Origin of the sequence: Enterococcus sp. DIV1337a, assembly GCF_051712285.1 — a bacterium.
In the GTDB taxonomy this organism is placed as follows: domain Bacteria; phylum Bacillota; class Bacilli; order Lactobacillales; family Enterococcaceae; genus Enterococcus; species Enterococcus faecalis.
On record NZ_JBIOOP010000001.1, the window covers coordinates 271,737 to 296,998 of the forward strand.

Sequence of the window (25,262 nt, forward strand, 5' to 3'; positions counted from 1 at the left end):
GACTTATTTTTTGCGCTCTTTATCGATTGAAGCGGTAGCCACTTCCCCAGAGTGTTTCAATCGGAGAATCAGATAGATTGGCTTTTTTTAATTTTTCCCGAATCCGTTTAATATGAACAACGACAGTCGAAACCTCAGTATCTAAGGCATCAAATCCCCAGACACTTTCAAAAAGTTCTTCTTTATTCCACACGCGATTGGGATGTTCCATCAAGAAAACCAACAATTTGTATTCTTTACTTGTAAAAATAACTTCATTTTCTAAAACAAACACTTTGTGGGCAGCTGTGTCGACAGCAATTTCATTGATTTGTAGTAATTGTGGTGGTTGTTCTGCTTTGCTTAGCAATTGATAGCGGTTCATATGGGCTTTTGCTCGAGCAACTAATTCATTGGGGCTAAACGGCTTGATTATATAATCATCCGCACCTAAGCCAAGACCACGAATTTTATCAATATCTTCTTTTTTAGCCGAGACAATCATAATCGGTGTTTGCTTTTTTTTTCGAATCGCACGACAGATTTCAAAACCATCCATAGTCGGCAGCATCACATCTAAAATAATTAAATCAAAAGGCTCATTTAAAGCTGCATCCAATCCTTTTTTTCCATCATGTTCAATTGTGACGGTCATATCATTAATTTCTAAATAATCTTTTTGTAAATCAGCAATGCTTGGATCATCTTCAATAATTAATACATGTGGTTTCATTTTTCATCCTCCAACAACGGCAACGTAATTATCACGTTGGTGCCGTTTCCTTTTTTACTTGTGACAGTGATTGTTCCCTGATGATAGTCAATAATTTGTTTGACAATACTTAATCCCAATCCGCTTCCTTTAACCGTTGGAGTTCGAGATTTATCCACACGATAAAAGCGTTCGAATAAATAAGGTAATTCTTTTTTATCGATACCAATACCGTTATCTGTAATGGTTAAAATTAAGTCTGTTTGATTATGTGTTAAAGAAATCGTAAAGGCTAGTTGTTCTTTAGTGGGATCTGCAAATTTAATGCTATTTTGAATCAGATTGGTAATCACGCGATTCATCTGAATTGGATCTATTTGAACATATAAGGCTTCGGCTGGAATCGAAGAAGTAATCACTAATTCTTGTTCCAAACGGTACTCTTCAAGGATATGCGCAATAAAACGGGTGAAATTGGTCTTTTCCATCGTAAAAACAGCATGGTCTAGGTCTAATTTGGAATACAAAAATAATTCTTCAATTAAATCATTGAGGCCTAAACTTTTTTCATGAATAACCGTTAAATAGCGTTGCTTTTTTTCTTCGGTATTGGCAACGCCGTCCATCAAGCCTTCAACATAACCAATAATAGAAGTAATTGGTGTTTTTAAGTCATGAGAAATATTTGCAATTAATTCTTTCCGATTAGTTTCATATTTTTCACGTTCCGCATTGGCTTCTTCTAAATCTTGCCACATTTGTTCAAAACTAAGTTGGAGCTGTTTGACTTCCGTTGAGACAGTTTGGTGACTAGTTGGTGTAAAAGGGTTTTCTTTTTGAGCATCCTTGCTCAATGTTTTGGTCGCTTTTTCTAATGCTTCTAATGGCTCAATAGTGGTTTTGGTTAAGCGCTTATTAATGAGCCAAGCCGCCGCAATTGCTACAAGGATAATTAACAAAATCATCCAGATAATCCAGCGTGTGAAGAATTCAAAAAGGCTACTTTCGCGTTTCAAGACAATAAAGCTCCCCTTAGAACCATCTAAATAATGAAAATCGGATTTGACATAATGATACAGACGCCCTGCATTATCCAATGTGCCAGTTGGCATAATATTATTCATTTCGTAGTTTGGAATATGTACAAACAAAGATTTTTCTACTAAATTATCCGAATAATAAGGAAACCGGGCATTCTTTCGAATAATCACGCTTAATCCTTTTGCCTCAATTGTTTGAATCGTTTCTTTTAATTCTTTACTCAAAGGTGTATCTAGTAATTTCGGTGATTTTTTTAACAGTTGATCTAAGGCTAAATAACTTTCTTCTTCGTTAGCGGTCAATGGTCGTTGCTTATTCATCATTCGGTAAGCTTGGGGCAAACTGGGGACAGTTCCTAACGTGATGTAAGAAGCTAAGGATAAAACAGCTAAAACAGAGACTAAAGTAATAATGATGGCACTTATATAAGAAATAAAAAAGCGGCGTTTAATGGTCAAAAGCGTCCCTCCTAGTGGTTTTAATCTATTTCTTACTTATAGTTTATTACAAGTGAACAAAAAAAAGCTAGTATTGTTATTAACTTTTTTTCATTTGTTTATAATTTGTTCATTTTTCGGCAAGTAGGAGTTTATAAGACTTTGCTATTCTAGGTCTATCAAAAAGAAAAAGGGGATTACCAACCATGAAAAAGAAAAAAGTTTTTAGTGCGCTGACCTTATTAACCTTTAGTACGTTGTTGATTGCAGGTTGTGCTGGCGGAGCCAACTCTGCCACAGAAAAATCAAGTGCAGCTAGTTCAAGCACTGCAGTCTCTAGTTCAGCAGAATCAGCTAAAGAGCAATCAAAAGGACAAGAATTAACAGAAATTTTATCCAGTACAGATTGGCAAGGCACAAAAGTTTATGACAAAAATAATAATGATTTAACAGCAGAAAATGCTAATTTTATTGGCTTAGCAAAATATGATGGTGAAACAGGTTTTTATGAATTTTTCGATAAAGAGACAGGGGAAACCCGTGGCGATGAAGGCACATTCTTCGTGACAGACGATGGCGAAAAGCGTATCTTGATTTCGGATACACAAAACTATCAAGCAGTGGTCGATTTAACCGAAGTGACAAAGGATAAATTTACTTATAAGCGAATGGGGAAAGATAAAGACGGGAAAGATGTAGAAGTCTTTGTAGAGCATGTTCCTTATTCTGACAAAAAGTTAACCTTTACGAATGGTCGTAAAGATTTGGAAACAGAAACTGGCAAGATTGTTACCAATGAACCTGGTGATGATATTTTAGGGGCTACATTATGGAATGGCACGAAAGTTTTAGATGAAGATGGTAATGATGTTACTGAAGCAAATAAAATGTTTATTAGTTTAGCGAAATTTGATAATAAAACAAGTAAATATGAATTCTTTGATTTAGAAACGGGTAAAACACGTGGCGATTTTGGTTACTTCCAAGTAATTGACAATAACAAAATTCGTGCCCATGTTTCAATTGGTGACAATAAATATGGAGCTGCATTAGAATTAACAGAATTAAATGATAAACGTTTTACGTATACACGCATGGGTAAAGACAACAATGGCAAAGAAATTAAAGTCTTTGTGGAACATGAACCATATGAAGGTGACTTTACGCCAGACTTCACGTTCTAATTAGTCAATTACGAGTGGCTGAAGCGGTCAAAAGAAAGTAAAGGATTCTTTTGACCGCTTTATTTTTAATAAAAAAATAGTTTATAGTTGTTTTTAATCGTTTATAAATTGTTCATTTTTCTGACAGTGGTAGTTTAGAATCGTTTGTTAAGATTGGTTTATCAAAGAAAAGGAGCGATGCTTTATGAAAAAGAAAGTATTAAGTTCGATTACTTTAGTAACATTAAGTACGTTACTTATAGCAGGTTATGCAAGTCCAGCATTTGCAGATCATGCAGTCAATCCAAATAGTGCTACAGCAAATTTAGGTAAACATCAAAACAATGGCCAGACAAAAGGTGATAAGGCGACTAAGATTTTATCTGGGACGGACTGGCAAGGAACCCGTGTTTATGATGCTGCTGGTAATGATTTAACGGCAGAAAATGCTAATTTTATTGGGTTAGCAAAATATGATGGTGAGACTGGTTTTTACGAGTTTTTCGACAAAAACACTGGGGAAACCCGTGGTGACGAAGGAACATTTTTTGTGACAAGTGATGGCACAAAACGAATTTTAATTTCGCGGACACAAAATTATCAAGCCGTAGTGGATTTAACCGAAGTGAGTAAAGACAAATTTACTTACAAACGTTTAGGGAAAGATAAACTGGGGAATGATGTCGAAGTTTATGTGGAACACGTTCCTTATCATGGGAAAAAATTAGCTTTTACAAATGGACGTGAAGCCTTAACCAATCAAACTGGCAAAATTGTAACAAATAAATCAGGGGATAAAATTTTAGGAACAACCTTGTGGAATGGCACAAAAGTCGTAGATAAAAATGGTAATGATGTGACAGCGGCCAATCAAAATTTCATTAGTTTAGCGAAATTTGATCCAAACACAAGTAAATATGAGTTCTTCAACTTACAAACAGGTGTAACACGTGGCGACTTTGGGTACTTCCAAGTGGTGGACAATAACAAAATTCGGGCCCATGTATCTATTGGTACGAATCGTTACGGTGCGGCGCTAGAATTAACAGAACTAAACAATGATCGATTTACGTATACTCGAATGGGTAAAGATAATGCTGGTAATGATATTCAAGTATTTGTAGAGCATGAACCTTACCAAGGCACATATCATCCAGCTTTTACTTTCTAGTATTCTCTTGTCTTCTCTCTCATCTAACAAAAGAACGTCCCCCAACGTTCTTTTGTTTTCATTTTCGAAATAAATAAGTTGTTATTAGCATGTTTTACATTTATTAATATTTTAATTATAAATATAATTATTTTATAATTTGTTCATATTATTGACAGGTGTAGTTAATAAATAATTGTTAGTATGGAAGTATCAATCAGTAAAGGAGTTTAAATGATGAAAAAAAAGGTTTTCAAAATGTTAGTAACAGTAACTTTAAGTACGATGCTATTTACAGCAGTTGGTAGTGGTACTACAGTGTTTGCCTATGAAAGTAATTCAGGGGCTAATGTAGGTGCAAGCAATAATGTAGGTAATCGTCCAGAGTCCAAACGAACAGTCGGTGAACGTTTGGATGAGTATTTGACAGGTAAGGATTGGGAAGGTAGACGTGTTTATGATGCGAGAGGTAGAGATTTAACTGCTGAAAATACTGATTTATTACATGCTGCCAAATTTGATGCCGCAACAAGTTTTTATGAATTTTTTGACAAGGAAACAGGAGAATCATTAGGTGATGAAGGAACCTTCTTTATTACGGCTGGTTTTTCGAGTCCTTTAAAAGTTGTTTTTATTTCACAAACAAAAAACTATCAAGGAGTGTACGACTTTGCTGGACTGTATGGTGACACGTTCACTTACAAACAAACGGGGAAAGATAAAGCTGGAAATCCTATTGAAGTTTATGTTGAAAACAAAGCAACTTCTGGCGTAAGTACTTCATACGTGGGACCTGTTTATCCAACAGAAAGTCAATTAACATTTACGAACGGACGCCCATATTTAACAAACCAAACAGGCGAAATTGATATAAACAAGCCTGGGGATGAAATCTTAGGACAAACGTTATGGAATGGCACAAAAGTGGTCGATAAAGACGGAAATGATGTTACGGCAGCTAATCAAAACTTTATCAGCTTAGCAAAATTTGATACGTATAGTAGTAAATATGAGTTCTTCAACTTACAAACAGGTGTAACACGTGGCGACTATGGATATTTCAAAGTTGCCGATAATAACAAAATTCGAGCCCATGTATCTATCGGTGCGAATCGCTATGGTGCTGCGTTAGAATTAACAGAATTAAATGAAAATCGTTTCACTTATACACGAATGGGTAAAGATAATGAAGGTAATGATATTCAAGTATTTGTAGAGCATGAACCTTATCAAGGAACCTTTAACCCGACATTTACCTTTTAAAAACTAGACATGAGAATAGGAACCAAAAGTAGGACTTCCTGCTTTTGGTTTCTATCTTTTTAAAATAAAAAAACAGAGAAAGCGTTTTAATCGACAAATAAAAAAAGATTCGTTAGATTAGAACCACTGGAGAAAAATCTCATATTTCTCTCGAAGAAAGGAAGCTGAGCACAATGAACAAAAAAATTTTAATGGGGCTATTAAGTGTCACGACCATTCCATTACTTGCTGCGTGTCAAGGAGGAGAAACACCTTCCGCACCGTCACAAAATAGTCAAACGGTGACTACTCAAAGTAGTGCAAAAACTGAAAGCACCAGTACAACTCGTTCAGTGGCTCAAACAACATCAAAAGAGGAAGTGAAAGAACCAATGAAGACCTATGAAGTGGGTGCACTTTTAGAAGCAGCCAATCAACGAGATACGAAGAGGGTTAAGGAAATTTTGCAAGATACTACTTATCAAGTGGATGAAGTCGACACAGAAAGCAATACACCGCTCAATATCGCTGTTCACAATAATGACATTGAGATTGCGAAAGCGTTGATTGATCGGGGTGCTGATATTAATCTGCAAAATAGCATTAGTGATAGTCCCTATCTTTATGCGGGAGCGCAAGGACGTACGGAGATTTTAGCGTATATGTTAAAAAATGCGACACCAGATTTAAATAAGCATAACCGTTACGGCGGCAATGCGTTAATTCCGGCAGCTGAAAAAGGACATATTGACAATGTGAAGCTCTTATTAGAAGATGGACGAGAAGACATAGATTTCCAAAATGACTTTGGCTATACAGCGTTGATTGAGGCAGTTGGGTTACGTGAAGGGAACCAACTATATCAAGATATTGTAAAATTGCTAATGGAAAATGGTGCGAATCAATCCATTAAAGACAATTCTGGTCGAACAGCAATGGACTATGCCAATCAAAAAGGTTATACGGAAATTAGTGAAATTTTAGCACAGTACGACTAAGTGTTGTGTCCTTTCGGGAAGGAATAAATACAGGTAGGAGTGAAGGAAAGCATGAATTATTGGTTAAAAAATGTTCGAATTGAAACAGGGTATCAAAAAGAAGGTGACTGGTTATCTGGGACAGTAACCAAAAAGGTGGCAATTGAAGTAACAGATGGAGTATTTACGAAAATCATCTCCAATGAAGAATTGGTAGAAGAACCTGGGATGACAATTATTGATGGTCACCATCAATTGATTTTACCAGGTTTGATTGAAAAACATTGTCACTTTGATAAAAGTAAATTAGGTGTTTCATGGTATCCAGTGACGCCAGCGAAGACAATTGTGGAACGTGTCGAAGCAGAAATTCCTTATTTAGACAGTTTAGAACTTTCTTTAACTGAACGCGCAAATCATTTAATTGACTTAGAATTACCGCATGGCGCGACAGCCTTCAGAACACATGTCGACGTGGAACCGATGACAGACTTACGTTATTTTGATGAAGTCCAAGCGTTGGCCCAAACGAAACCATTTGCGGTAGAAATTGTCGTCTTTCCACAGCACGGCTTACTACGTTCAGATTCCGTTGAATTAGTTGACCAAGCATTGGCAAAAGGTGCCGATTTTATTGGTGGCGTGGATCCTTATTCACTAGATGGTGATTACCAAAAATCATTAGCTGAAACATTCCGCTTAGCAGATAAACATGGTGTCGGTGTGGATATCCATTTACATGACCGTCACGAAGCTGGGACAACAACGATTAAAGAAATTATCCGTTTAACGAAGGAATATGGCCTACAAGACAAGGTATTTATCAGCCATGCGTTCGGGTTAAATGATTTCATTGGTGAAGAACGTGACGAAGTTTATGATGCTTTAGCAGCAGAAAAAATTCATATTAATTCCAGCGTGCCAATCACACCTAACACGATTCCGCCAATTATGGAATTGTTACGTCATGGCGTCAATGTCCATCTTGGTTGTGACAATATCTACGATTGCTGGTCTCCCTATGGTGATGGTTCATTACAAGAAAAATTGGCTCGTTTAGGTGAACTTTTTAATGTGAAAGATCAAGATGCTTTAACACAATTATTAGGCTTAGTGACAGATGGTATCACGACTTTAGATGAACAAGGGCAAGCAAATTGGCCGCAAGTTGGTGCTGAAGCAACTTACTTACTCACTGAAGCAGAATGTGCGGCGGCTTTTGTCGCTCGTCAGACACCGGTGGCAATCAGTGTGGTAAAAGGAACCACACTTTATCAAAAATAACAAAAAGAAGCGAGATTTCTCGCTTCTTTTTTTGTTATGCTTATCGTTCCTTCAACCAGCTATCCAATTGCTCAAATAAAGTGATGACCGAAGGATCTTTGGTTTGTTTTAAAAAATCATGTTCTAAATAGTAAACCGCTTTAAAGGTACTCTCAGGAATGGTCCGTCCGATTTTTTTGCTATAGCGGAACGGCACTTCTTCGTCTGAGCTGCTAGCTGTACTGAAACAAGGTGGAAAAGTTTTTAATGTTTCGTCTGACAGTGCGTAAGCAGACCAGTCCCCATTTTCTGGTAATCCGTAAAAGTGCGGCAATAGCTCTTGCTGAATACTGTAATGATACAGCAGATAGCGAGAAAGAAAAGGATCATCCCAAACGGGTTTCGTTTGATCGATGGCAGCTATTTCTTTAGCGGAAATGGCTTGCTTTAATAATTTTCGTGGCTCTTTAATAAATTCTAAATCTGTATAGCCATAAAAATTGACTAAAAATTGTGGCGTCAAATTTAGTGTTTGTAATTGTTTGGTTAACTGTAACATTAAATAACCGCCAGCGGAACGCCCGCACAAACCAAAGGGCTGATTTTGAATAATCTCTTCGTTTAACAATTGGAAGGTTTCTGTTAGCGTTCCTAAGATGTGATCGATTTTTGTATTTGGAGCCAACAAATAGTCCAGCGCTAAAACGGTATAGCCATTGCTTGTAAACAGCTCCTTCAGTTCTTCTGGTAAATCACTTTTGGTTCCATAAATCATCCCGCCACCATGTAAATAGACGACATAGTTCGTTGATTCAGTCGTAGTGGGGTAGATAGTAACTGTTGCGCCATTAGCGAGTGTTTGATTGTTTTTCAAGTGCACGTCTCCTCATCTTTATAATGTATGTGGCAATTTCATAGTTCAATAATTGCAAGGGATTGGCTAAGTCAATATCAAGCAGTTGTTCCACTTTGTTTAAACGATAACGAATCGTTTTTGAATGGAGGAACATCGCTTCAGAGGTCTGTTTATAATTGCGATTATTTTGGAAAAAACTGTACAAGGTTTCAAACAAATCGTAGTTATTTTCGGCTAATTGATAAAGTGCGCGAGGAATTAATTCATCTAAATTTTCCAATTGGTCTTCGCGGATAAAATTTTTAAAAACCCCGATATCGGCTAAGGTAACAATTGGTCCGTTGTAAAAAGTTTCATTAAAGCGCAGGATGTCCAGACATTCAATCAGTAGCTCTTTAATACCTTCTCGTGATTTCAAACTGCTGACGGCGACGGTAAGCGTGTCGTTTTCTTCTAAAAGTTCAGCTAATAAACGACTTAATTGAAGCTTTGTAATTTTTCCATCACTTTCATTGAAGTTAAAAAGGACAGCCGAATAATTTAGTTGATCAAAGAAGATGGATTTCACACGCAGGGTACGAAGTAAGGCAATAATTCGTTCTTTCATGAGTTGTGTATTGGTGTCTTTGGTAGAAAAAGCAATCGCTTGGTAAGAATCTAGTTCTTGCATTTGCACTTCACGTAGCAAACTGTTTAACTCGTCAGGATTTTGCGGTGTATTTTGTAAAATAGCATCCGCTAAGTTGTTCAAACGAGTATACCGTTCTTTTTTTAACAAATTTTCGGTATTGAATTTTTCTTGTAAGACATCAATCGCATTTTCGATAATCACTAAATCCGTTTCTTTAACCTTTTCATCTTGTAAATAAACCAGAAGTAAACAATTAGTGGAATAACTATTGAAAATAGAAACTTCTAGTGCCAACTGTTTTTTTGGGTTGGCATGAGAGTAAAGTGTTAAAAGAGAGTAATCATTTTTAGTGAACTCGCTGTTTTTTAGTTTTTCTCTTGAGAGCACAATCGCATCACGAGGTAAGTCGCCATCACTAATTTCCAGATGTTTATCCAACATTTTTAAAGCGAAGGGTAATTTAATGATGTCATAAAATTCTTGCATAATCGTCTCAACCGTTGGGTAGTGGCGTTCTAATTTGGTGAAACGTTGGCGCACATCGTAATACGTACGTAAGACATGCGACTGATAATTCAACAAAGGCTCGTAAATCGTAAATAGAATTTTTTCATAGCTAATGTCTTGTGTGATTTTAATTAAAGGAATTTCATAATTGAAACATAATTCGATAAACCACTCTGGAATCATTTTAATGAATCGATCTGTTTTTAAAATTAAGCCGCTGATGCCAATCCGGCGCATCTTTACGAAAAAATTTTCCAACTCTTTTTCAGGTAGATCATGCAAAGCGTAGAAAGAAGTCAAAATTAACTGATTCTTTCTACTCCAGTTCTCAATGTCAATCGCTTCTAGGACCATTGCTGAGTCAACTTCATTGTCTAAACCAATCTCTTTCGTCAAAATTTTACCTTTTTTTAAGTCGCCTATCGATAATAACTCTCTTAATTTCATCGTTTTCTCCTTTTTTCCTCTTATGGATAAAAATTATACCATTTTTTTAGAATTATGTCCGATGAAAACACTTTCTCGTTTCGATACAATAGCATTGTAAGGAATAGATAGGAGGATGAACAATGTTACACACAGTAATTTTGAAAAACAATTACCAAGACTCCATCAACTTAATGTTATTGACCAATAAAATCAATGCATTAGATGGTGTAACCATGAGTCAAATCATGATGGGAACAGATGCCAACAAAGACATCCTTAACAACACGAACTTGTTAACGGATGAGGCCAATAGTGCATCTGCAAACGACATGATGATTGTGGTTGACAGTGAAAAAGAAAACATCATGGAAGAAGTTATGCCAGCGATTGATGAATTCTTAGATGATTTATCAGCAAAAGGAACTAGTGAAGAAGCACAAGCAGCAACTTCTTGGGCAGAAGCGTTTGATCTTTTACCAGAGGCGAATGTAGCGCTATTCAGTATTCCTGGTGAGTATGGCGCGCCAGAAATGGAACGTGCCTTAAAAAATGATTTACACGTGTTCTCTTTCACGGATAATGTGTCGATTGAAGATGAAGTACGTTTGAAAAAATTAGCGCATGAAAAAGGCTTACTAATGATGGGCCCTGACTGTGGAACTGGTATTATCTCAAGTATTCCAATCGCCTTTACAAATGTTGTTTCTCCAGGAAACATTGGCGTTGTTGGTGCTTCAGGAACAGGGATTCAAGAAGTCACAACGATTATTGACCGCTTAGGTGGCGGAGTTGTTCACGCCATTGGTACTGGTGGTCGTGACCTAAGCGACAAAGTAGGCGCTATCACTGTGAAAGATGCAATTGTGGCCTTAGAAAATCACGAACCAACCGATGTGATTACAGTCATCTCTAAACCACCTGCAAAAGAAGTTCGTGATGAAGTGGTTGAATTATTACAAAGCATTTCAAAACCAGTCGTTGCGATTTTCTTAGGAGAAAAACCAACAAGTCACGAAGGCAAAGTTTATCTAGCTCATACATTAGAAGAAACAGCTAAAATTGCTGTCGATTTAGCAAATGATGTAGCCGTGAAGAAAAATTACTTTGAAGCATTAGCAAAACCAGCTGTACCAACATTACCAGAAGATAAAGTTGTAAAAGGCTTATATTCAGGTGGTACATTAGCTTCTGAAGCAGGTATGTTAATTTCTGAAGCTTTAGACCTTGGCGGTTTAGTGAAAGCAGAAGGCTATGTCTTGAAATCTCACGGTTATGAAGTCATTGACTTAGGCGATGATATGTATACACAAGGTCGTCCACACCCAATGATTGACCCAGATGTTCGTATCGAAAAAATTCGTGAATACGCACAAGATGAAAAAACGGGGATTATCTTATTCGATGTGGTGTTAGGCTATGGTGCTCATGAAGACATGGTTGGTGCATTGTTACCAGCAATTGAAGAAGCGCGTGCCACAGCCAAAGAAGCAGGACGTGATCTTTACTTTGTTGCAACTGTCTGTGGGACGACGAAAGATCCGCAAAATTACCAATCGTCGGTTGATCGTTTGAAAGAAGGCGGCGTTTTAGTTGCAGAAAGCAATGCTAAAGCTGTTCAATTAGCTTTATTACTAAAAGGAATCGAAATTTCAGAAGACGATAAAGAAGTGGTTGCTTACAACGGATCAACTGTCGATGTACCAAAACCAGGCGAAAAAGTAATGGAACTATTAACAACCAAACCAAGAATCATTAACGTTGGGTTGCAAAGCTTTACAGAATCAATCGTTGATTACGGGGGCGAAACTGTTCAATTCAACTGGCGTCCACGTGCTAACGGCAATAAAAAAATGATTAAAATTTTAGATGCTTTGGAAGATTACAGTGAACAAATCGAAGCTGAAAATCACAAAGTAACAGACAAAATTAAAAATGCACAACCATTCTTAGTAGATGTGGTACCTGCGAAATCAGTGATTCCAGAATTAAATGATGACGCACAAAAAACATTACTTCATGCTGGACCACCAATCCAATGGTCTGAAATGACTGGACCAATGAAAGGTGCTTGTATCGGTGCTGCATTATTCGAACGTTGGGCAGACAACGAAGAAGATGCCTTGAAGATTTTTGAAGCTGGCGAAGTACGTTTCATCCCTTGTCACCATGTGAAAGCAGTAGGACCAATGGGCGGTATTACTTCTGGTAATATGCCAGTCTTTGTTGTAGAAAATCGCTTAGAAGGTAACGAAGCATACTGTATCTTGAATGAAGGTATCGGTAAAGTATTGCGTTTTGGTGCTTATTCACAAGAAGTGGTTGATCGTTTAGATTGGATTAAAGATGTTTTAGGACCAACTATTGCGAAAGCCTTGAAACTTTCTGAAGAAGGCTTGAACTTAAACGTATTGATCGCGCGCTCTATTACAATGGGTGACGAGTTCCACCAAAGAAATATTGCCGCATCTTTGAACTTCTTAAAAGAATTGTCTCCATTAATTATCAAAACAGATATTCCAGAAGATCAAAAATACGAAGTAATCAAATTCTTAGCTGACACAGATCAATTCTTCTTAAATGTCATGATGGCAACTGGGAAAGCAATTGTTGATGGCGCTCGTAAAGATACCAACGGAACGATTGTCACAACGATGACTCGTAACGGCGTGAACTTTGGGGTCCGGATTGCAGAAACAGGCGATCAATGGCATACCGCCCCAGTAAATACACCAAAAGGTCTTTACTTCACTGGTTTCAGCGAAGAAGACGGAAATCCTGATGTCGGGGATAGTGCAATTACTGAAACAGTAGGCGTTGGAGCAATGGCTATGGTAGCTGCACCTGGCGTAACACGGTTTGTAGGTGCAGGTGGTTTTGAAGATGCGTTAGCAACCTCAAATGAAATGGCAAAAATCTGTGAAGGACACAACCCAACATTCTCAATTCCAACTTGGGATTTCCAAGGAACTTGTTTAGGAATTGATATCCGTAAAGTGGTGGAATTAGGAATTACACCAATCATCAATACAGGGATTGCACACAAAAATGCCGGTGTTGGTCAAATTGGTGCAGGGACAGTTAGAGCACCTCTAGGCTGTTTTGAAAAAGCTCTAGAAGCGTATGCTGAGAAACTAGGCATTACGGTTGAATAACCAACTAGTCATTAGTGACTACATTTTTCCTATCCACCAATATGGCAAGATGGGAACCATTCACAGTGTTTTTGAACGTTCATTTAATCTGAAAGTCCAGGATCAATTAATCAATGTTGCAAACTTCCATAATTATTTATCAAGCTTTGGTATGTTTTTGCCGGATCAATTGTTTCAAGAAATTTTTCCGTATGTACAACAAGGCAATAAAGTCAAAATCACAGAAAATCAGTTGACCTTTTACAGTACAGTCGGCGTGAAAACGATCCAACTCACACCTGCCGAGGTCGTTTCTTTAAACATTACTCATTTCAAGTTAGAAAAAGACCAATTACGCTTGTTGCGAGACCGCTTATTAGCGAGAAACTTAGAACGTAGAATTGGCCTGCCTTTAGACGAACGAGCAAAGCATATTTTCAAAAAAATGAGCCAAAAACAAAAAGATTGGACACTATCGGAATGGCAAGAAGTAACGAATTATCTGATTGGTCGGGGCAAAGGATTAACCCCGAGTGGTGATGATATTTTAGTGGCGTATCAAACAATTCTGTTCATACTTGCTGATGAAAGAGCTGCGGCGTTAGCCGCTACTCTTTCGGCAGCAAATTTATCCACAACAGATGTTAGTAAAGGCTATATTGCAAGCTCGGCTAAAGGTTATGTAAATTCATTGTTGTATCAGTTACTCTTGGATTTGGAGAACCATCGGGATAATAGAGTTGACGAAAATATTGACAGAATTATACAAATCGGACATTCCTCTGGTAAAGATATGTCATTTGGAATGTTACTAGCTTTACAATCTGTAGAGTTAGATGAGAAGTGAGGAGAAGACATGGAGAATAGTAAAAAAAATCAAGCAGTGCAAGTGAGCAATAGTTACTGGATTAAAGTCGTAGCCATTTTCTTCGTAGGCTGGATTTTAATGTACGCAACACGAACTATTTTTAATCCAGTGATGGGGGTCATTGGAGAACAATTTGGTCTAAGTAACACACAACTTGGTTTAGCCAATAGTATCTTCTTTCTAACCTATGCTGTTGCACAGATTCCTTTTGGGATGATTGGCGATAAAATTGGGCGGAAATTAGTCATTGCTGTTGGGTTTATCGTTCTTGCTATTTCTACTTATTTTAGTGGATTAGCGACAACCTTTGTTATGTTTTTAGTCATTCGTGCAATTGCTGGTATTGGTCAAGGCGCTTACTATGGCCCGCAATATGCGCTATCGACAGAAGCGATTCCAGCAAGTAAACGGACCATCGGTAATGCCATCATCAATAGTGGGATGGCCTTCGGTACATCAGGTGGGTACTTACTTTCAAGTAAGTTGGTTTTAGAAAATGGTGAACATTGGAGCAAACCATTCTTTATCATGGCGATTCCAACGTTTATCGTAGGAATTCTTTTCTATACAATTTTGAAAGAAAAAGTGATTCGTCCTGGTGAAGAAGCTGCACGAGCAGCTGCTGAAGAAGGACCACAAGAAAAGATCTCATTAAAAGAAATTTTCTCAAATCGTAATTTATTAGCCGCATTTATTTTATGTTTCACAAGTATTTATGCAAACTTTGTCATTATTACTTGGTTGCCACAATTTTTAATTGCTGAACGTGGCTTTACAGGAGCGAGCGTTGGTTTCATTTCATCACTTGTACCATGGGCCTCGATTCCAGGCGCCTTAATCTTCGCTCGTTTGAATGATAAAACAGGTGCGACGAAAAAATTAGTCTTTACATTAGTTCCTTTAGCAATCCTATCTGTCTTTGCGATTGCTTTTGTAACAAATCGGACATTGTTAATTTCTGTTTTAATTCTTTATGGGTTAACAGGAAAATTAGCATTAGATCCAATTATGGTGACTTTTGTTACCAAACATGCACCAAAAGCGGCCTTAGGAACAACGTTAAGTGCCTATAATTTTATCGGGATGTCAGGGTCAATCCTAGCACCGTATGTCACAGGATATTTAGCAGATACAGCAGGCTCAATGCAAGTTGGCTTCTATCTTTCTTGTGTACTATTAGTCATTGGTTTACTGGCTTTTGCTTTCTTGGCTAAAGATGAAAATAAACCGAAATTAGGTTAATTATCCCTTCGATAATGACTGAAACAATCAAAATGAGCAAGACAAAATCTTTCATTTCGTAAACAAATTATTTCTTATCCGTCGATACTGAAAAGATTTTGTCTTTGCTTTACTAAAAAGGAGCGAATCAATCAATGAGTTTAAACGTAATTGCCCTAGGTGGGAATGCTATTTTAGATACAGATCCAACAGATGAAGGCCAAAAAGCCGTCGTTAATCACGCGGCCAAATATATTGCAGAATTTGTTGCCAAAGGGGAACAAGTCATTGTCTGTCACGGAAACGGCCCACAAGTAGGGAATTTGCTTTTACAACAAAAAGCAGGCGAAAGTGAAAAAAATCCAGCGTTGAAATTGGATACTTGTGTTGCGATGACACAAGGAAGCATCGGTTACTGGTTACAAAATGCTTTAACTAATGAGTTTGAAAAACGTAACATTGCTAAACCAGTTATTTCTGTAGTTACGCAAGTACGCGTGGACAAAGAAGATCCGTCGTTTAAAAAACCATCCAAACCAATTGGTCCATTCTATACAAAAGAAGAAGCTGACGCGGAAGCAGCCAAAGATGGCTCTACTTATGTGGAAGATGCTGGCCGTGGCTACCGAAAAGTCGTTCCATCACCAATGCCTAAAGAAATTGTTGAAAAAGAGGCGGTACGTGCTTTAGTAGAGGCGGATGTTTTAACTATCTGTTCTGGTGGCGGGGGCATTCCTGTCGTAGCAGAAGACGGACAATACGTAGGTGTGGAAGCGGTTAACGACAAAGATTTTTCTGCACGTGTTTTAGCTGAAAACGTTGATGCAGACCGTTTGATTATTTTGACAGGCGTTGATAACATCTACATTAATTACAATCAACCAGATCAAAAAGCATTAGAACAAATCAGTGTAGCCGAAGCAGAAGAATACATTAAAGAAGGTCACTTTGCTGCTGGTAGCATGCTACCAAAAATCGAAGCTGCCTTAGACTTCGTAAAAGGTGATGACAAACGGAAAGCAATCATTACTTCTATCGAAAACTTAGAAAACATCGATAAAGAAGCAGGAACTGTGATCAGTCAAAAGGGGTAGTTTACCATGAAAAAACCGTCCATGATCACCCAAATTGCAATTGCTGTTGTCGTAGGAATCCTCGTAGGACTCTTGATTCCTGCTAGCGGCAATTACTTGAAAATAGTTGGAGATGTCTTTTTGCGACTGATGCAAATGGCCATTCCCATCTTAATCTTAGGACAAATTGTCCAAGCAGTTGGCAGTATTAATCCAAAAGAATTAACGAGCCTTGGGGGCAGAACAATCGCTGTTTTCGGGATTTCCTCCTTAGCTGCTGCTTTATGGGGCGTCCTAATGGCAGTCATTTTTAATCCAGGATACGGTGTTAAAATGACTGGCTTTCAAAATGCTTCTATTAAAGCGCAAGAAATCTCAATCACTGATACGATTTTAAATTTCGTTCCGAAAAATATTTTTGATTCACTGACTCAAGGATCGATTATTCAAATTATTGTCTTTGCATTATTTTTTGGTTTAGCACTGAATAAATACTTACAAAGCCATCCAGAGACACAACTCTTCCAAATAATTGTGGACTTTAATGAAGTTATCATTACAGTCATTCGATACGTTATGTATCTAGCACCTCTGGGGATTTTTGCTTTAATTGCTTCAACAATTAGTCACTTAGGCCTTCAAATTATTTTACCGTTAGTGAAGTATCTATTGGTCTACGGATTAGGAACTATTTTATTTTTGGGCATCTGGATTTTGGTTATCACATTGTACTGCAAAGTAAGTCCACTACGTTTAATCACAAACATGAAAAATATGTCTGTGATGGCCTTGGCGACAACTTCTTCAGCAATTACTTTACCAGTAGCTTTGGAAGAAACAGAAACAAAATTAGGTTTAAGTAAGCGGATTACTAACTTAGTGTTGCCATTAGGCATGTCGTTAAACAGTAACGGTTCAGCGATGCATATGGCTTTTACTGTAATGACTATCGCTCAGATGTATCAGCTAGAGTTTGATATTACGAAAATGATTTACTTAGCAATTACAGCAACGTTTGTCTCACTAGCAAACGCAGTTGTTCCCGGTGCGGGCTTAGTCTCACTGGCAGTGATTGTTCCGCAAATGGGTTTACCCATTGAGAGTATTGCAATTTTTGCAGGCGTCGAATGGTTTGTTGGCATGTTACGAACAATTTTAAATGTCAATTCAGATGTTTACTCTGCTATTCTAGTTGCAAAATCAGTGGATGAAATTGACTATACTGTCTTTAACAGTAGCAATAAGTAGTGAAAAAAGGGGAGGAAATGCAAGGACGAAGAAGAAAATCACTTGTTTTCTTTCCCTTTTTTAAGATTAATGATAAAGGAGCAAGCGCAATGGAAGAAATGGTTGTCGTTACACCGGAGAAATTAGAAAAGCTGATGAAACAAAAATTAGAAGCTGCTGGTTTACATTCTGAACATGCCGAAGAAGTTGCTCGACATTTAACTTTTGCAGATGCTAGCGGTATTCATTCACACGGGGCGGTTCGTATGGATTATTATGCGGAACGGATTGCAAAAGGCGGGATCACGATTGACCCCGAATTATCATTTGAAAAAACTGGACCGTCCACTGCCATTTTTCATGGCGATAATGGCGTGGGTCAATTTGTTTGTAACGAAGCATTAGCTGCTGCAGTTGATCTAGCCAAAGAATCAGGGTTAGCATATGTTGGCGTTTCTCAAACGAGTCATAGTGGGACGTTATCGTATTATGTTAAAAAAGCAGCGGAACAAGGCATGGTTGCTCTTTCAATGTGTCAATCTGATCCAATGGTGGTACCGTTTGGCGGTACAAGCAATTATTTTGGGACAAATCCAATCGCTTTTGCAGCACCTAGAGCAGGTCATGAACCAGTCGTGTTTGATATGGCCACGACAGTACAGGCTTGGGGGAAAATTTTAGATGCACGTTCAAGAGATGTTGAAATTCCCGACACATGGGCAGTAGACGAAAAAGGCCAGCCAACGACTGATCCTTATGAAGTACGAGGTTTATTGCCGATTTCAGGACCAAAAGGATATGGACTAATGATGATGGTCGATGTCTTAGCTGGTTCGTTGTTAGGCTTACCTTTTGGCAAACATGTCAGCTCCATGTATGCGGATTTAACGGAGAAACGGAATCTGGGTCAGATGTTTTTAGTCATTGATCCAAGCCGCTTTACAGATTCTGAACGATTTAAAGAAAATATTAATCAAATGGTGGAAGAACTTCATAGTGTGCCTACAGCAGAAGGGTTTCAACAAGTTTACTACCCAGGAGAAATTGGTCAGCTAAACTATCAAAAAGCCATGTCAGAAGGCATTGAAATTCCACAAAGTATTTATGATTATTTAGTTAGTGAGATTGTACATTACGATAAATATGGCGGGCAAGGGGCCTTTGCCAAATAATGAGGAGCGCAGAGAGTATTCGCTACTGCGTTGCTCTCGCCTTCTTTCTATTGGAGGAAAGTAAAATGAAAAAATCGTCAAAAGTAGCACTTATTTTTGCATTCTTAGTTAGTATTTTTGTGCCAGTTGCGGCCTTTGCTGATGAGATTGGGGATGTAGTTGCCCCGACAGGAATCATGGCATTAGTTGTGATTATTCCATTGATTGTTGTTTTGGTTCTATTGTTTATGAAAGTCGATATGATTATTGCTGGTTTAATTGGTGGCGTCTTAGCGATGCTGATTGGTGGCATTGGACTAGAAGAAGCGAATAAACAGATGTTGGAAGCTATCCCAATGATGTTAGGAATTACCGTTCCCATCATTAATTCAGCTGTTGCGATGGCGGTCTTTAAAGCAGGTAGTTATTCAGCCGCATTAACTTTAGCCAAACGAGGCACAAAAGGAAAAGTCGAGTATGTTTCAGCTTTTATTGTTATCTTATTAGCCGCAGCCACATATATGTCAGGAATTGGTGGCGGAAGTGCGATGGTTATTGCGCCATTGGCCTTTGCTGCAGTTGGCGTTGTTCCTGAATTAATTGCAGCCATGTCTTTAGCTGCTGCGGTATCATTTACAACATCACCCGCTTCATTAGAATCAAGTATTGTTTCAAAATTAGGCGATATCAGTGTAGGTTCATATGTTTCAACCATGCGACCTTACTGGTTATTCTTCGTAGCCTTAGCAATTGTTTTAGCCTTTTGGGGAACGAAACACAGAAAGATTGGCTTTAAAGAGTCGGCAGATGATGAATTTGATAAAAAGAGCAATGGTGAATTATTTAAAATTACCTTGCCAGCCATCTTCTTATTGTTTGCTGTAATTTTTGGACCAATTGTGAATGACTTAATTGGTTTTGCCTTCTTTACGCCACTTGTATACATGATTTTAACATTAGTTTTAATTTTCTTATGTACAGATTTCTCAATGAACAAATCTGTCGAAGCGATGGTAGATGGGTCTACATATATTTTGACTCGTTTGTTCCAAGTAGGGATTTTCTTAGCCTTTATTAATGTTATTGCACAAACCGGAACGTTTGCTGTAATCGCAGGTGTTGCCGAAAATGCACCAGCCTTTATTGTCGTGCCAGTTGCCATTTTAACAGGGATTTTAATTGGGATTCCAGCCGGGGCCTATGTTGGTTCTGTTTTAACTTTAGTGTTACCGGTTGCTGTATCGTTGAACTTCCCGCCGTTAGCATTAGGTTTTGTAGCAATGGGTGTTGGTTTAGGTAGTCAAATGAGTTTCGTTAATATTACTATGCAAGCTTTATCTTCAGGTTTCCAAATTCCAATTTTGGATGTTGTTAAAGGAAACGTGAAATGGTTAAGTATTGCCTCTGTACTATTATTAGTTATCGGTTTAATCTTTGGATAAAAAACAATTTAGGGAGTGGAAAACATGGATTTATTAATTAAACAAGTTCGTCTTCAAGACGGTGAAGCCTTACAAGATGTAGCTATTAAAGAAGGAAAAATCATTGAAATCGCCCCAGTTATTACTGGCGATGCCAAAGAAGTCATCGAAGCAGATGGTCGTGTTTTAATCCCCGGTTTTGTAGAAAGCCATTTACATTTGGACAAAGCATTGATCGCTGATCGTAAACCAAATAAATCAGGTACGTTGAAAGAAGCGATTGAAGTGACTGCAGAATTAAAACCAACATTTACCGAAGAAGACATTTACGACCGTGCCAAACGTGCTTTAGAAATGTTAATCGTTCATGGAACAACAGCGTTAAGAACGCATGCAGAATTTGACCCAGCACAAGGTTTTACTGGCTTCAAAACAATTATGCGTTTGAAAGAAGAATACAAAGAGTTAATTGATATGCAAGTAGTTGCGTTTCCGCAAGAAGGAATTTTTAAAGCTCCTGGAACAGAACAAATGATGTATGAAGCAATGGATATGGGCGCAGACGTTGTCGGCGGGATTCCTTATAATGATGCACCAGCGAAAGAACATATTGATTTAGTGTTTGAAATTGCCAAAAAATATGATAAAGACGTGGATTTACACCAAGATTTTGCCGATGAAGCTGATGATATGAGTATTGAATACTTATGTGAAAAAACCATTGCTGAAGGCTACCAAGGCCGTGTTTCAGTGGGCCACTTAACGGCATTGCACGCCTTACCAGAAGCAGAATTGGCGCCCATTATTGCAAAAATGGCGGAAGCAAATATTAGTGTGATGGCTTTACCAGCAACGGATTTACATTTAGGGGCTCGTGGTGATCAGTACAATGTTCGACGTGCTGTTACGCCAATTCGTAAATTACGCGATGGTGGCGTGAATGTCTGTATTGCTACAAATAATATTCGCAATGCTTTTACACCATATGGCACAGGGGATATTGTTCAAACGGCGATGTTAGCCATTCCTGTTGGGCACTTAGGTGGAGCGGATGACTTAAAAACAGTGCTACCAATGGTAACAACAAGTCCTGCTCGTGCGATGGGACTAGAAGGCTACGGTGTCGCAGTTGGGAATAAAGCAGATTTAGTCTTATTAGACACAAAAGTAGTTGAAGATGCGATTATTGATATTCCTGAACGATTATATGTCATTAAAAATGGCCGTGTCACAGTTAAAACAGATAAAAAAGTCGAAATCATTCGTTAAGAAAAAATGTTTATAAATGTCTTTTAATGAAAAAATCAAGAAGAGGTCGGGACAGAAGTGTTTAACTCCGAGAACTCTCAAGGACAAAACTGTGACGAGAAAACACCTTAGAAGTTGTTGAGAACGAAGCAACGCGTAGTGTTGCTTCTGTTCCCGTCGTTTATCAGTTTTTGAGCGTGGAGCAAAAATCCAAAGTGATTTTTGTCCCACGCTCTTTTTGATAGAAAAAGTTGTATTTGAATACATTTTGTAACAAAAACGTTTGATAAAAAGAAGGAAAAATGATTAATTTTACGAAAAAAAGCATATATCAACAAAAAAGAAGCAAATTTTGAATAAAAAAAGAAAAAATATGAAAAAAAATCGAAGAATTGTTTAACAATTGAAAACACATGAAAACCAGTGATATCAAGGTGTGAAAGCCTTACAAAAGGTAAGTTTACCTATTATGGAGAGAGAACGAGTAATCTGAAATGTTTTTGTAACATTTCTATTGCTTAATTGAAATATGGGTGTGGTAGAATGATTCTGTCGTAAGAAAAGATTAAGATATTTTAAATAAACTTTAGAAATTAATTCGGAGGAATGACAAGTGAAGAAACGTCTATTTGCATCAGTATTACTATGTTCATTAACGCTATCGGCAATTGCTACTCCAAGCATCGCTTTGGCGGACAATGTTGATAAAAAGATTGAAGAAAAAAATCAAGAAATTTCATCATTAAAAGCAAAACAAGGAGATTTAGCTTCACAAGTATCTTCTTTAGAAGCAGAAGTATCTTCAGTATTTGACGAAAGCATGGCTTTACGTGAACAAAAGCAAACACTAAAAGCAAAATCAGAACAATTACAACAAGAAATTACAAACTTGAATCAACGTATTGAAAAACGTAACGAAGCAATCAAAAATCAAGCACGCGATGTTCAAGTTAATGGACAAAGCACAACAATGCTAGATGCAGTTTTAGATGCGGACTCAGTTGCAGACGCAATCAGCCGTGTTCAAGCTGTTTCAACAATCGTAAATGCCAACAACGACTTAATGCAACAACAAAAAGAAGACAAACAAGCCGTTGTTGATAAAAAAGCTGAAAACGAGAAAAAAATGAAACAACTTGAAGCAACAGAAGCTGAATTAGAAACAAAACGTCAAGATTTACTTTCTAAACAATCTGAATTAAATGTAATGAAAGCTTCATTAGCATTAGAACAATCATCTGCTGAAAGTTCTAAAGCTGGCTTAGAAAAACAAAAAGCAGCTGCTGAAGCAGAGCAAGCACGTTTAGCTGCTGAACAAAAAGCTGCAGCTGAAAAAGCTAAAAAAGCTGCTGCAAAACCAGTTCAAGCTAAAGCTGAAGTGAAAGCAGAAGCACCAGTTGCCTCTTCTTCAACAACAGAAGCACAAGCACCAGCAAGCTCAAGCTCAGCAACTGAATCAAGCACGCAACAAACAACTGAAACAACTACACCAAGTACAGATAATAGTGCAACAGAAAATACTGGCTCTTCTTCATCAGAACAACCAGTACAACCTACAACACCAAGTGATAATGGAAGTAATGGTGGCGAAACTGGTGGTGGAACAGTTACACCAACACCTACACCAGAACCAGAGAAACCAACACCACCAACACCAACACCTTCTGCTGATCCAACAATCAATGCATTGAACGTTCTACGTCAATCATTAGGTTTACGTCCAGTAGTATGGGATGCAGGGTTAGCAGCTTCTGCAACTGCTCGTGCAGCACAAGTTGAAGCAGGCGGCATTCCAAATGATCACTGGTCTCGCGGAGATGAAGTTATCGCAATTATGTGGGCGCCAGGTAACTCAGTAATCATGGCGTGGTATAATGAAACAGGCATGGTAACAGCTTCAGGTAGCGGTCACCGTGATTGGGAAATTAACCCAGGTATTACACGTGTCGGTTTTGGTTACTCAGGTAGCACAATCGTAGGACACTCAGCCTAATCAGCAACGATAAAAATAGACGTAAGCAGCTTCTGAAAAGAAGCTGCTTTTTTCATTACTATTTCATCCGTCTCCGTTGACAAATTTGCTAAACGTGGTATTCTAATTATAATCTAATAATTTCCGTTGAATAGGAAAGTAAATACAAGACAGCTGGTAGAGAGACTTTGGTTGGTGAAAAAAGTTAGGTGTCTGTATCGAAAAATGGCCTAGGAGGAATTTTTGTCGAAACGTAGGCAAAAACGTAATGTCTTTCGTTAACAAGACCGCTGATTATGATTGTCAGTTGAAGGGAAAGAGTCATCTTTCCGAAAAAAGGTGGTACCGCGATAATAATCGCCCTTTTACTAGTTACGGCTAGTAAAAGGGCGTTTTTTTATAAATAAAAATAGGAAAGAGTGAGGCAAATGAGTAGTCAGATCCCTTTTACAGTTGATCATGTGGGAAGTTTTTTACGTCCGGAAACAATTAAGAAAGCACGGAAAAAGGTCCAAGCAGGTGCTTTATCTCAAGCAGAGCTACGTCTTATTGAAGATGAGGAAATCAAAGCATTAGTAGCAAAACAAAAAGCTGGCGGCTTACGGGGAATCACAGATGGTGAATTTCGTCGCGGTTTTTGGCATATTGATTTCTTAGAAGGATTAAATGGCGTGACAGGCTATATCCCAGAAACGGGGTATAACCAAACCTTTCATGGAAAAGCAGCTCCGGCCTATAATATCCGCGTAGTGGATAAAATATCTTTTCCTGCGCAACATCAATTTTTAGAGGACTTTTCATTTTTAAAAGAGGTGGTGGAAGTTGGTGATGGCACGGTAGCCAAAGCAACAATCCCTAGTCCGACCATGATTTTACGTCAAGAAATTTTATCCAATGATGGCACCTCGCGTATCCAAACAATTTATCCAGAGATTGGCGCTTTTTATAAGGATTTAGCACAAACATATAAAGACGCAATTGCGGCCTTTTATGAGAGAGGTTGCCGCTATTTGCAATTTGATGATACAAATTGGGCGTTTCTAGCGGATCAGACAAAACAAGAAGAATTACGAGCAAAAGGAATACAGCCAGAAGAAATTGCACAAGTGTGTACCACGATTATTAATGAAGCCTTGGATGGTAAGCCAGAAGATTTAACTGTAACTACACACATTTGCCGTGGGAACCATGCTTCGTCTTGGTTATTTTCAGGTGGTTATGAACCGATAGCAAAAGAATTATTTGCTACGAATTATGATGGTTTCTTCTTGGAATATGACTCAGATCGTGCAGGGGACTTTTCACCATTAAGACATTGGCAAAATAATGGCAGCAAAGTCGTTTTAGGTTTAGTTACTTCTAAGTTTCCTGAACTAGAAGAGACTGAGCAAGTGAAAGCACGAATTCAAGAAGCCCAACAGTTTATTCCTTTAGAAAACTTAAGTATTAGTCCGCAATGTGGTTTTGCTTCGACGGAAGAAGGAAATCGTTTGACGGAGAAAGAACAATGGCGCAAAGTTCAATTACTTCAAGAAATTGCTAAAGAAGTATGGTAAAAAACTG

Annotated in this window: 19 protein-coding genes and 1 other annotated feature; of the genes, 15 read left to right on the plus strand and 4 right to left on the minus strand. The window is 38.0% G+C overall.

What is annotated here, in order from left to right; all coding sequences use genetic code 11:
• Window positions 1–19 precede the first annotated feature (19 nt).
• Both IGL49_RS01430 and IGL49_RS01435 read right to left on the minus strand, forming a co-directional pair.
• Entirely contained in the window at window positions 20–712 is a 693-nt protein-coding gene (locus tag IGL49_RS01430; RefSeq protein ID WP_104853823.1) for a response regulator transcription factor, read from the minus strand.
• A complete protein-coding gene (locus tag IGL49_RS01435; protein ID WP_164982922.1) occupies window positions 709–2,052 on the minus strand; it encodes a sensor histidine kinase in 1,344 nt (447 codons plus the stop codon). Before IGL49_RS01435 ends, IGL49_RS01430 begins: the two co-directional genes overlap by 4 nt.
• Before the next feature lie 323 nt (window positions 2,053–2,375).
• On the opposite strand from IGL49_RS01435, the gene IGL49_RS01440 reads away from it, so the two are divergent.
• From IGL49_RS01440 to IGL49_RS01460, 5 genes are all read left to right on the plus strand, one after another.
• Entirely contained in the window at window positions 2,376–3,353 is a 978-nt protein-coding gene (locus IGL49_RS01440; protein ID WP_104853825.1) for a DUF4822 domain-containing protein, read from the plus strand.
• A gap of 184 nt (window positions 3,354–3,537) precedes the next feature.
• Window positions 3,538–4,503: a DUF4822 domain-containing protein gene (locus IGL49_RS01445; RefSeq protein WP_104853826.1), complete on the plus strand. Its 966-nt coding sequence runs from the start codon at window positions 3,538–3,540 to the stop codon at window positions 4,501–4,503.
• A 216-nt stretch (window positions 4,504–4,719) separates the two neighbouring features.
• Window positions 4,720–5,745, plus strand: a complete 1,026-nt coding sequence (locus IGL49_RS01450; RefSeq protein ID WP_104853827.1) for a DUF4822 domain-containing protein — start codon at window positions 4,720–4,722, stop codon at window positions 5,743–5,745.
• 173 nt (window positions 5,746–5,918) lie between these two features.
• Window positions 5,919–6,722, plus strand: coding sequence for an ankyrin repeat domain-containing protein (locus IGL49_RS01455; RefSeq protein ID WP_174128034.1), 804 nt, complete (start codon window positions 5,919–5,921; stop codon window positions 6,720–6,722).
• A 51-nt stretch (window positions 6,723–6,773) separates the two neighbouring features.
• Window positions 6,774–7,985 carry an amidohydrolase family protein gene (locus tag IGL49_RS01460; RefSeq protein ID WP_104853828.1) on the plus strand — a complete coding sequence of 404 codons (1,212 nt, stop codon included), beginning with the start codon at window positions 6,774–6,776 and terminating at the stop codon, window positions 7,983–7,985.
• A gap of 40 nt (window positions 7,986–8,025) precedes the next feature.
• On the opposite strand, the gene IGL49_RS01465 is transcribed toward IGL49_RS01460, so the two are convergent.
• Both IGL49_RS01465 and IGL49_RS01470 read right to left on the minus strand, forming a co-directional pair.
• On the minus strand, window positions 8,026–8,838 hold the full coding sequence (locus tag IGL49_RS01465) for an alpha/beta hydrolase (RefSeq protein WP_010819721.1): 813 nt from the start codon (window positions 8,836–8,838) through the stop codon (window positions 8,026–8,028).
• Window positions 8,813–10,405 carry a PucR family transcriptional regulator gene (locus IGL49_RS01470; protein ID WP_104853829.1) on the minus strand — a complete coding sequence of 531 codons (1,593 nt, stop codon included), beginning with the start codon at window positions 10,403–10,405 and terminating at the stop codon, window positions 8,813–8,815. Before IGL49_RS01470 ends, IGL49_RS01465 begins: the two co-directional genes overlap by 26 nt.
• Window positions 10,406–10,527: 122 nt before the next feature.
• Here IGL49_RS01470 and fdrA point away from each other — a divergent pair, with 122 nt between their 5' ends.
• The 10 genes from fdrA to IGL49_RS01520 all read left to right on the plus strand — a co-directional run bounded on the left by fdrA (window position 10,528) and on the right by IGL49_RS01520 (window position 25,255).
• On the plus strand, window positions 10,528–13,539 hold the full coding sequence (fdrA, locus tag IGL49_RS01475; protein ID WP_104853830.1) for a DUF1116 domain-containing protein: 3,012 nt from the start codon (window positions 10,528–10,530) through the stop codon (window positions 13,537–13,539).
• Window positions 13,532–14,365, plus strand: coding sequence for a DUF2877 domain-containing protein (locus IGL49_RS01480; protein WP_104853831.1), 834 nt, complete (start codon window positions 13,532–13,534; stop codon window positions 14,363–14,365). The genes fdrA and IGL49_RS01480 overlap by 8 nt, the downstream gene beginning before the upstream one ends.
• Before the next feature lie 9 nt (window positions 14,366–14,374).
• Complete coding sequence (locus tag IGL49_RS01485; protein ID WP_104853832.1) at window positions 14,375–15,628, plus strand: MFS transporter; 1,254 nt, start codon at window positions 14,375–14,377, stop codon at window positions 15,626–15,628.
• A gap of 134 nt (window positions 15,629–15,762) precedes the next feature.
• Window positions 15,763–16,701 carry a carbamate kinase gene (gene arcC, locus IGL49_RS01490; protein ID WP_002355252.1) on the plus strand — a complete coding sequence of 313 codons (939 nt, stop codon included), beginning with the start codon at window positions 15,763–15,765 and terminating at the stop codon, window positions 16,699–16,701.
• A gap of 6 nt (window positions 16,702–16,707) precedes the next feature.
• Window positions 16,708–17,928, plus strand: a complete 1,221-nt coding sequence (locus IGL49_RS01495) for a dicarboxylate/amino acid:cation symporter (protein ID WP_104853833.1) — start codon at window positions 16,708–16,710, stop codon at window positions 17,926–17,928.
• A gap of 89 nt (window positions 17,929–18,017) precedes the next feature.
• The gene (gene allD, locus IGL49_RS01500) at window positions 18,018–19,079 is read left to right on the plus strand and encodes an ureidoglycolate dehydrogenase (RefSeq protein ID WP_002413499.1); all 1,062 of its coding nucleotides are present in this window, start codon (window positions 18,018–18,020) and stop codon (window positions 19,077–19,079) included.
• The gene (locus IGL49_RS01505; RefSeq protein ID WP_025189294.1) at window positions 19,079–20,500 is read left to right on the plus strand and encodes a hypothetical protein; all 1,422 of its coding nucleotides are present in this window, start codon (window positions 19,079–19,081) and stop codon (window positions 20,498–20,500) included. The genes allD and IGL49_RS01505 overlap by 1 nt, the downstream gene beginning before the upstream one ends.
• A 24-nt stretch (window positions 20,501–20,524) precedes the next feature.
• On the plus strand, window positions 20,525–21,748 hold the full coding sequence (locus tag IGL49_RS01510; RefSeq protein ID WP_164982914.1) for an amidohydrolase family protein: 1,224 nt from the start codon (window positions 20,525–20,527) through the stop codon (window positions 21,746–21,748).
• A gap of 592 nt (window positions 21,749–22,340) precedes the next feature.
• Complete coding sequence (locus IGL49_RS01515; RefSeq protein WP_104853835.1) at window positions 22,341–23,720, plus strand: PcsB-like coiled-coil domain-containing protein; 1,380 nt, start codon at window positions 22,341–22,343, stop codon at window positions 23,718–23,720.
• A gap of 117 nt (window positions 23,721–23,837) precedes the next feature.
• Window positions 23,838–24,067 (plus strand) — a binding site (T-box leader).
• Window positions 24,068–24,127: 60 nt separating this feature from the next.
• Window positions 24,128–25,255: a 5-methyltetrahydropteroyltriglutamate--homocysteine S-methyltransferase gene (locus IGL49_RS01520; protein ID WP_104858234.1), complete on the plus strand. Its 1,128-nt coding sequence runs from the start codon at window positions 24,128–24,130 to the stop codon at window positions 25,253–25,255.
• Window positions 25,256–25,262: the final 7 nt, after the last annotated feature.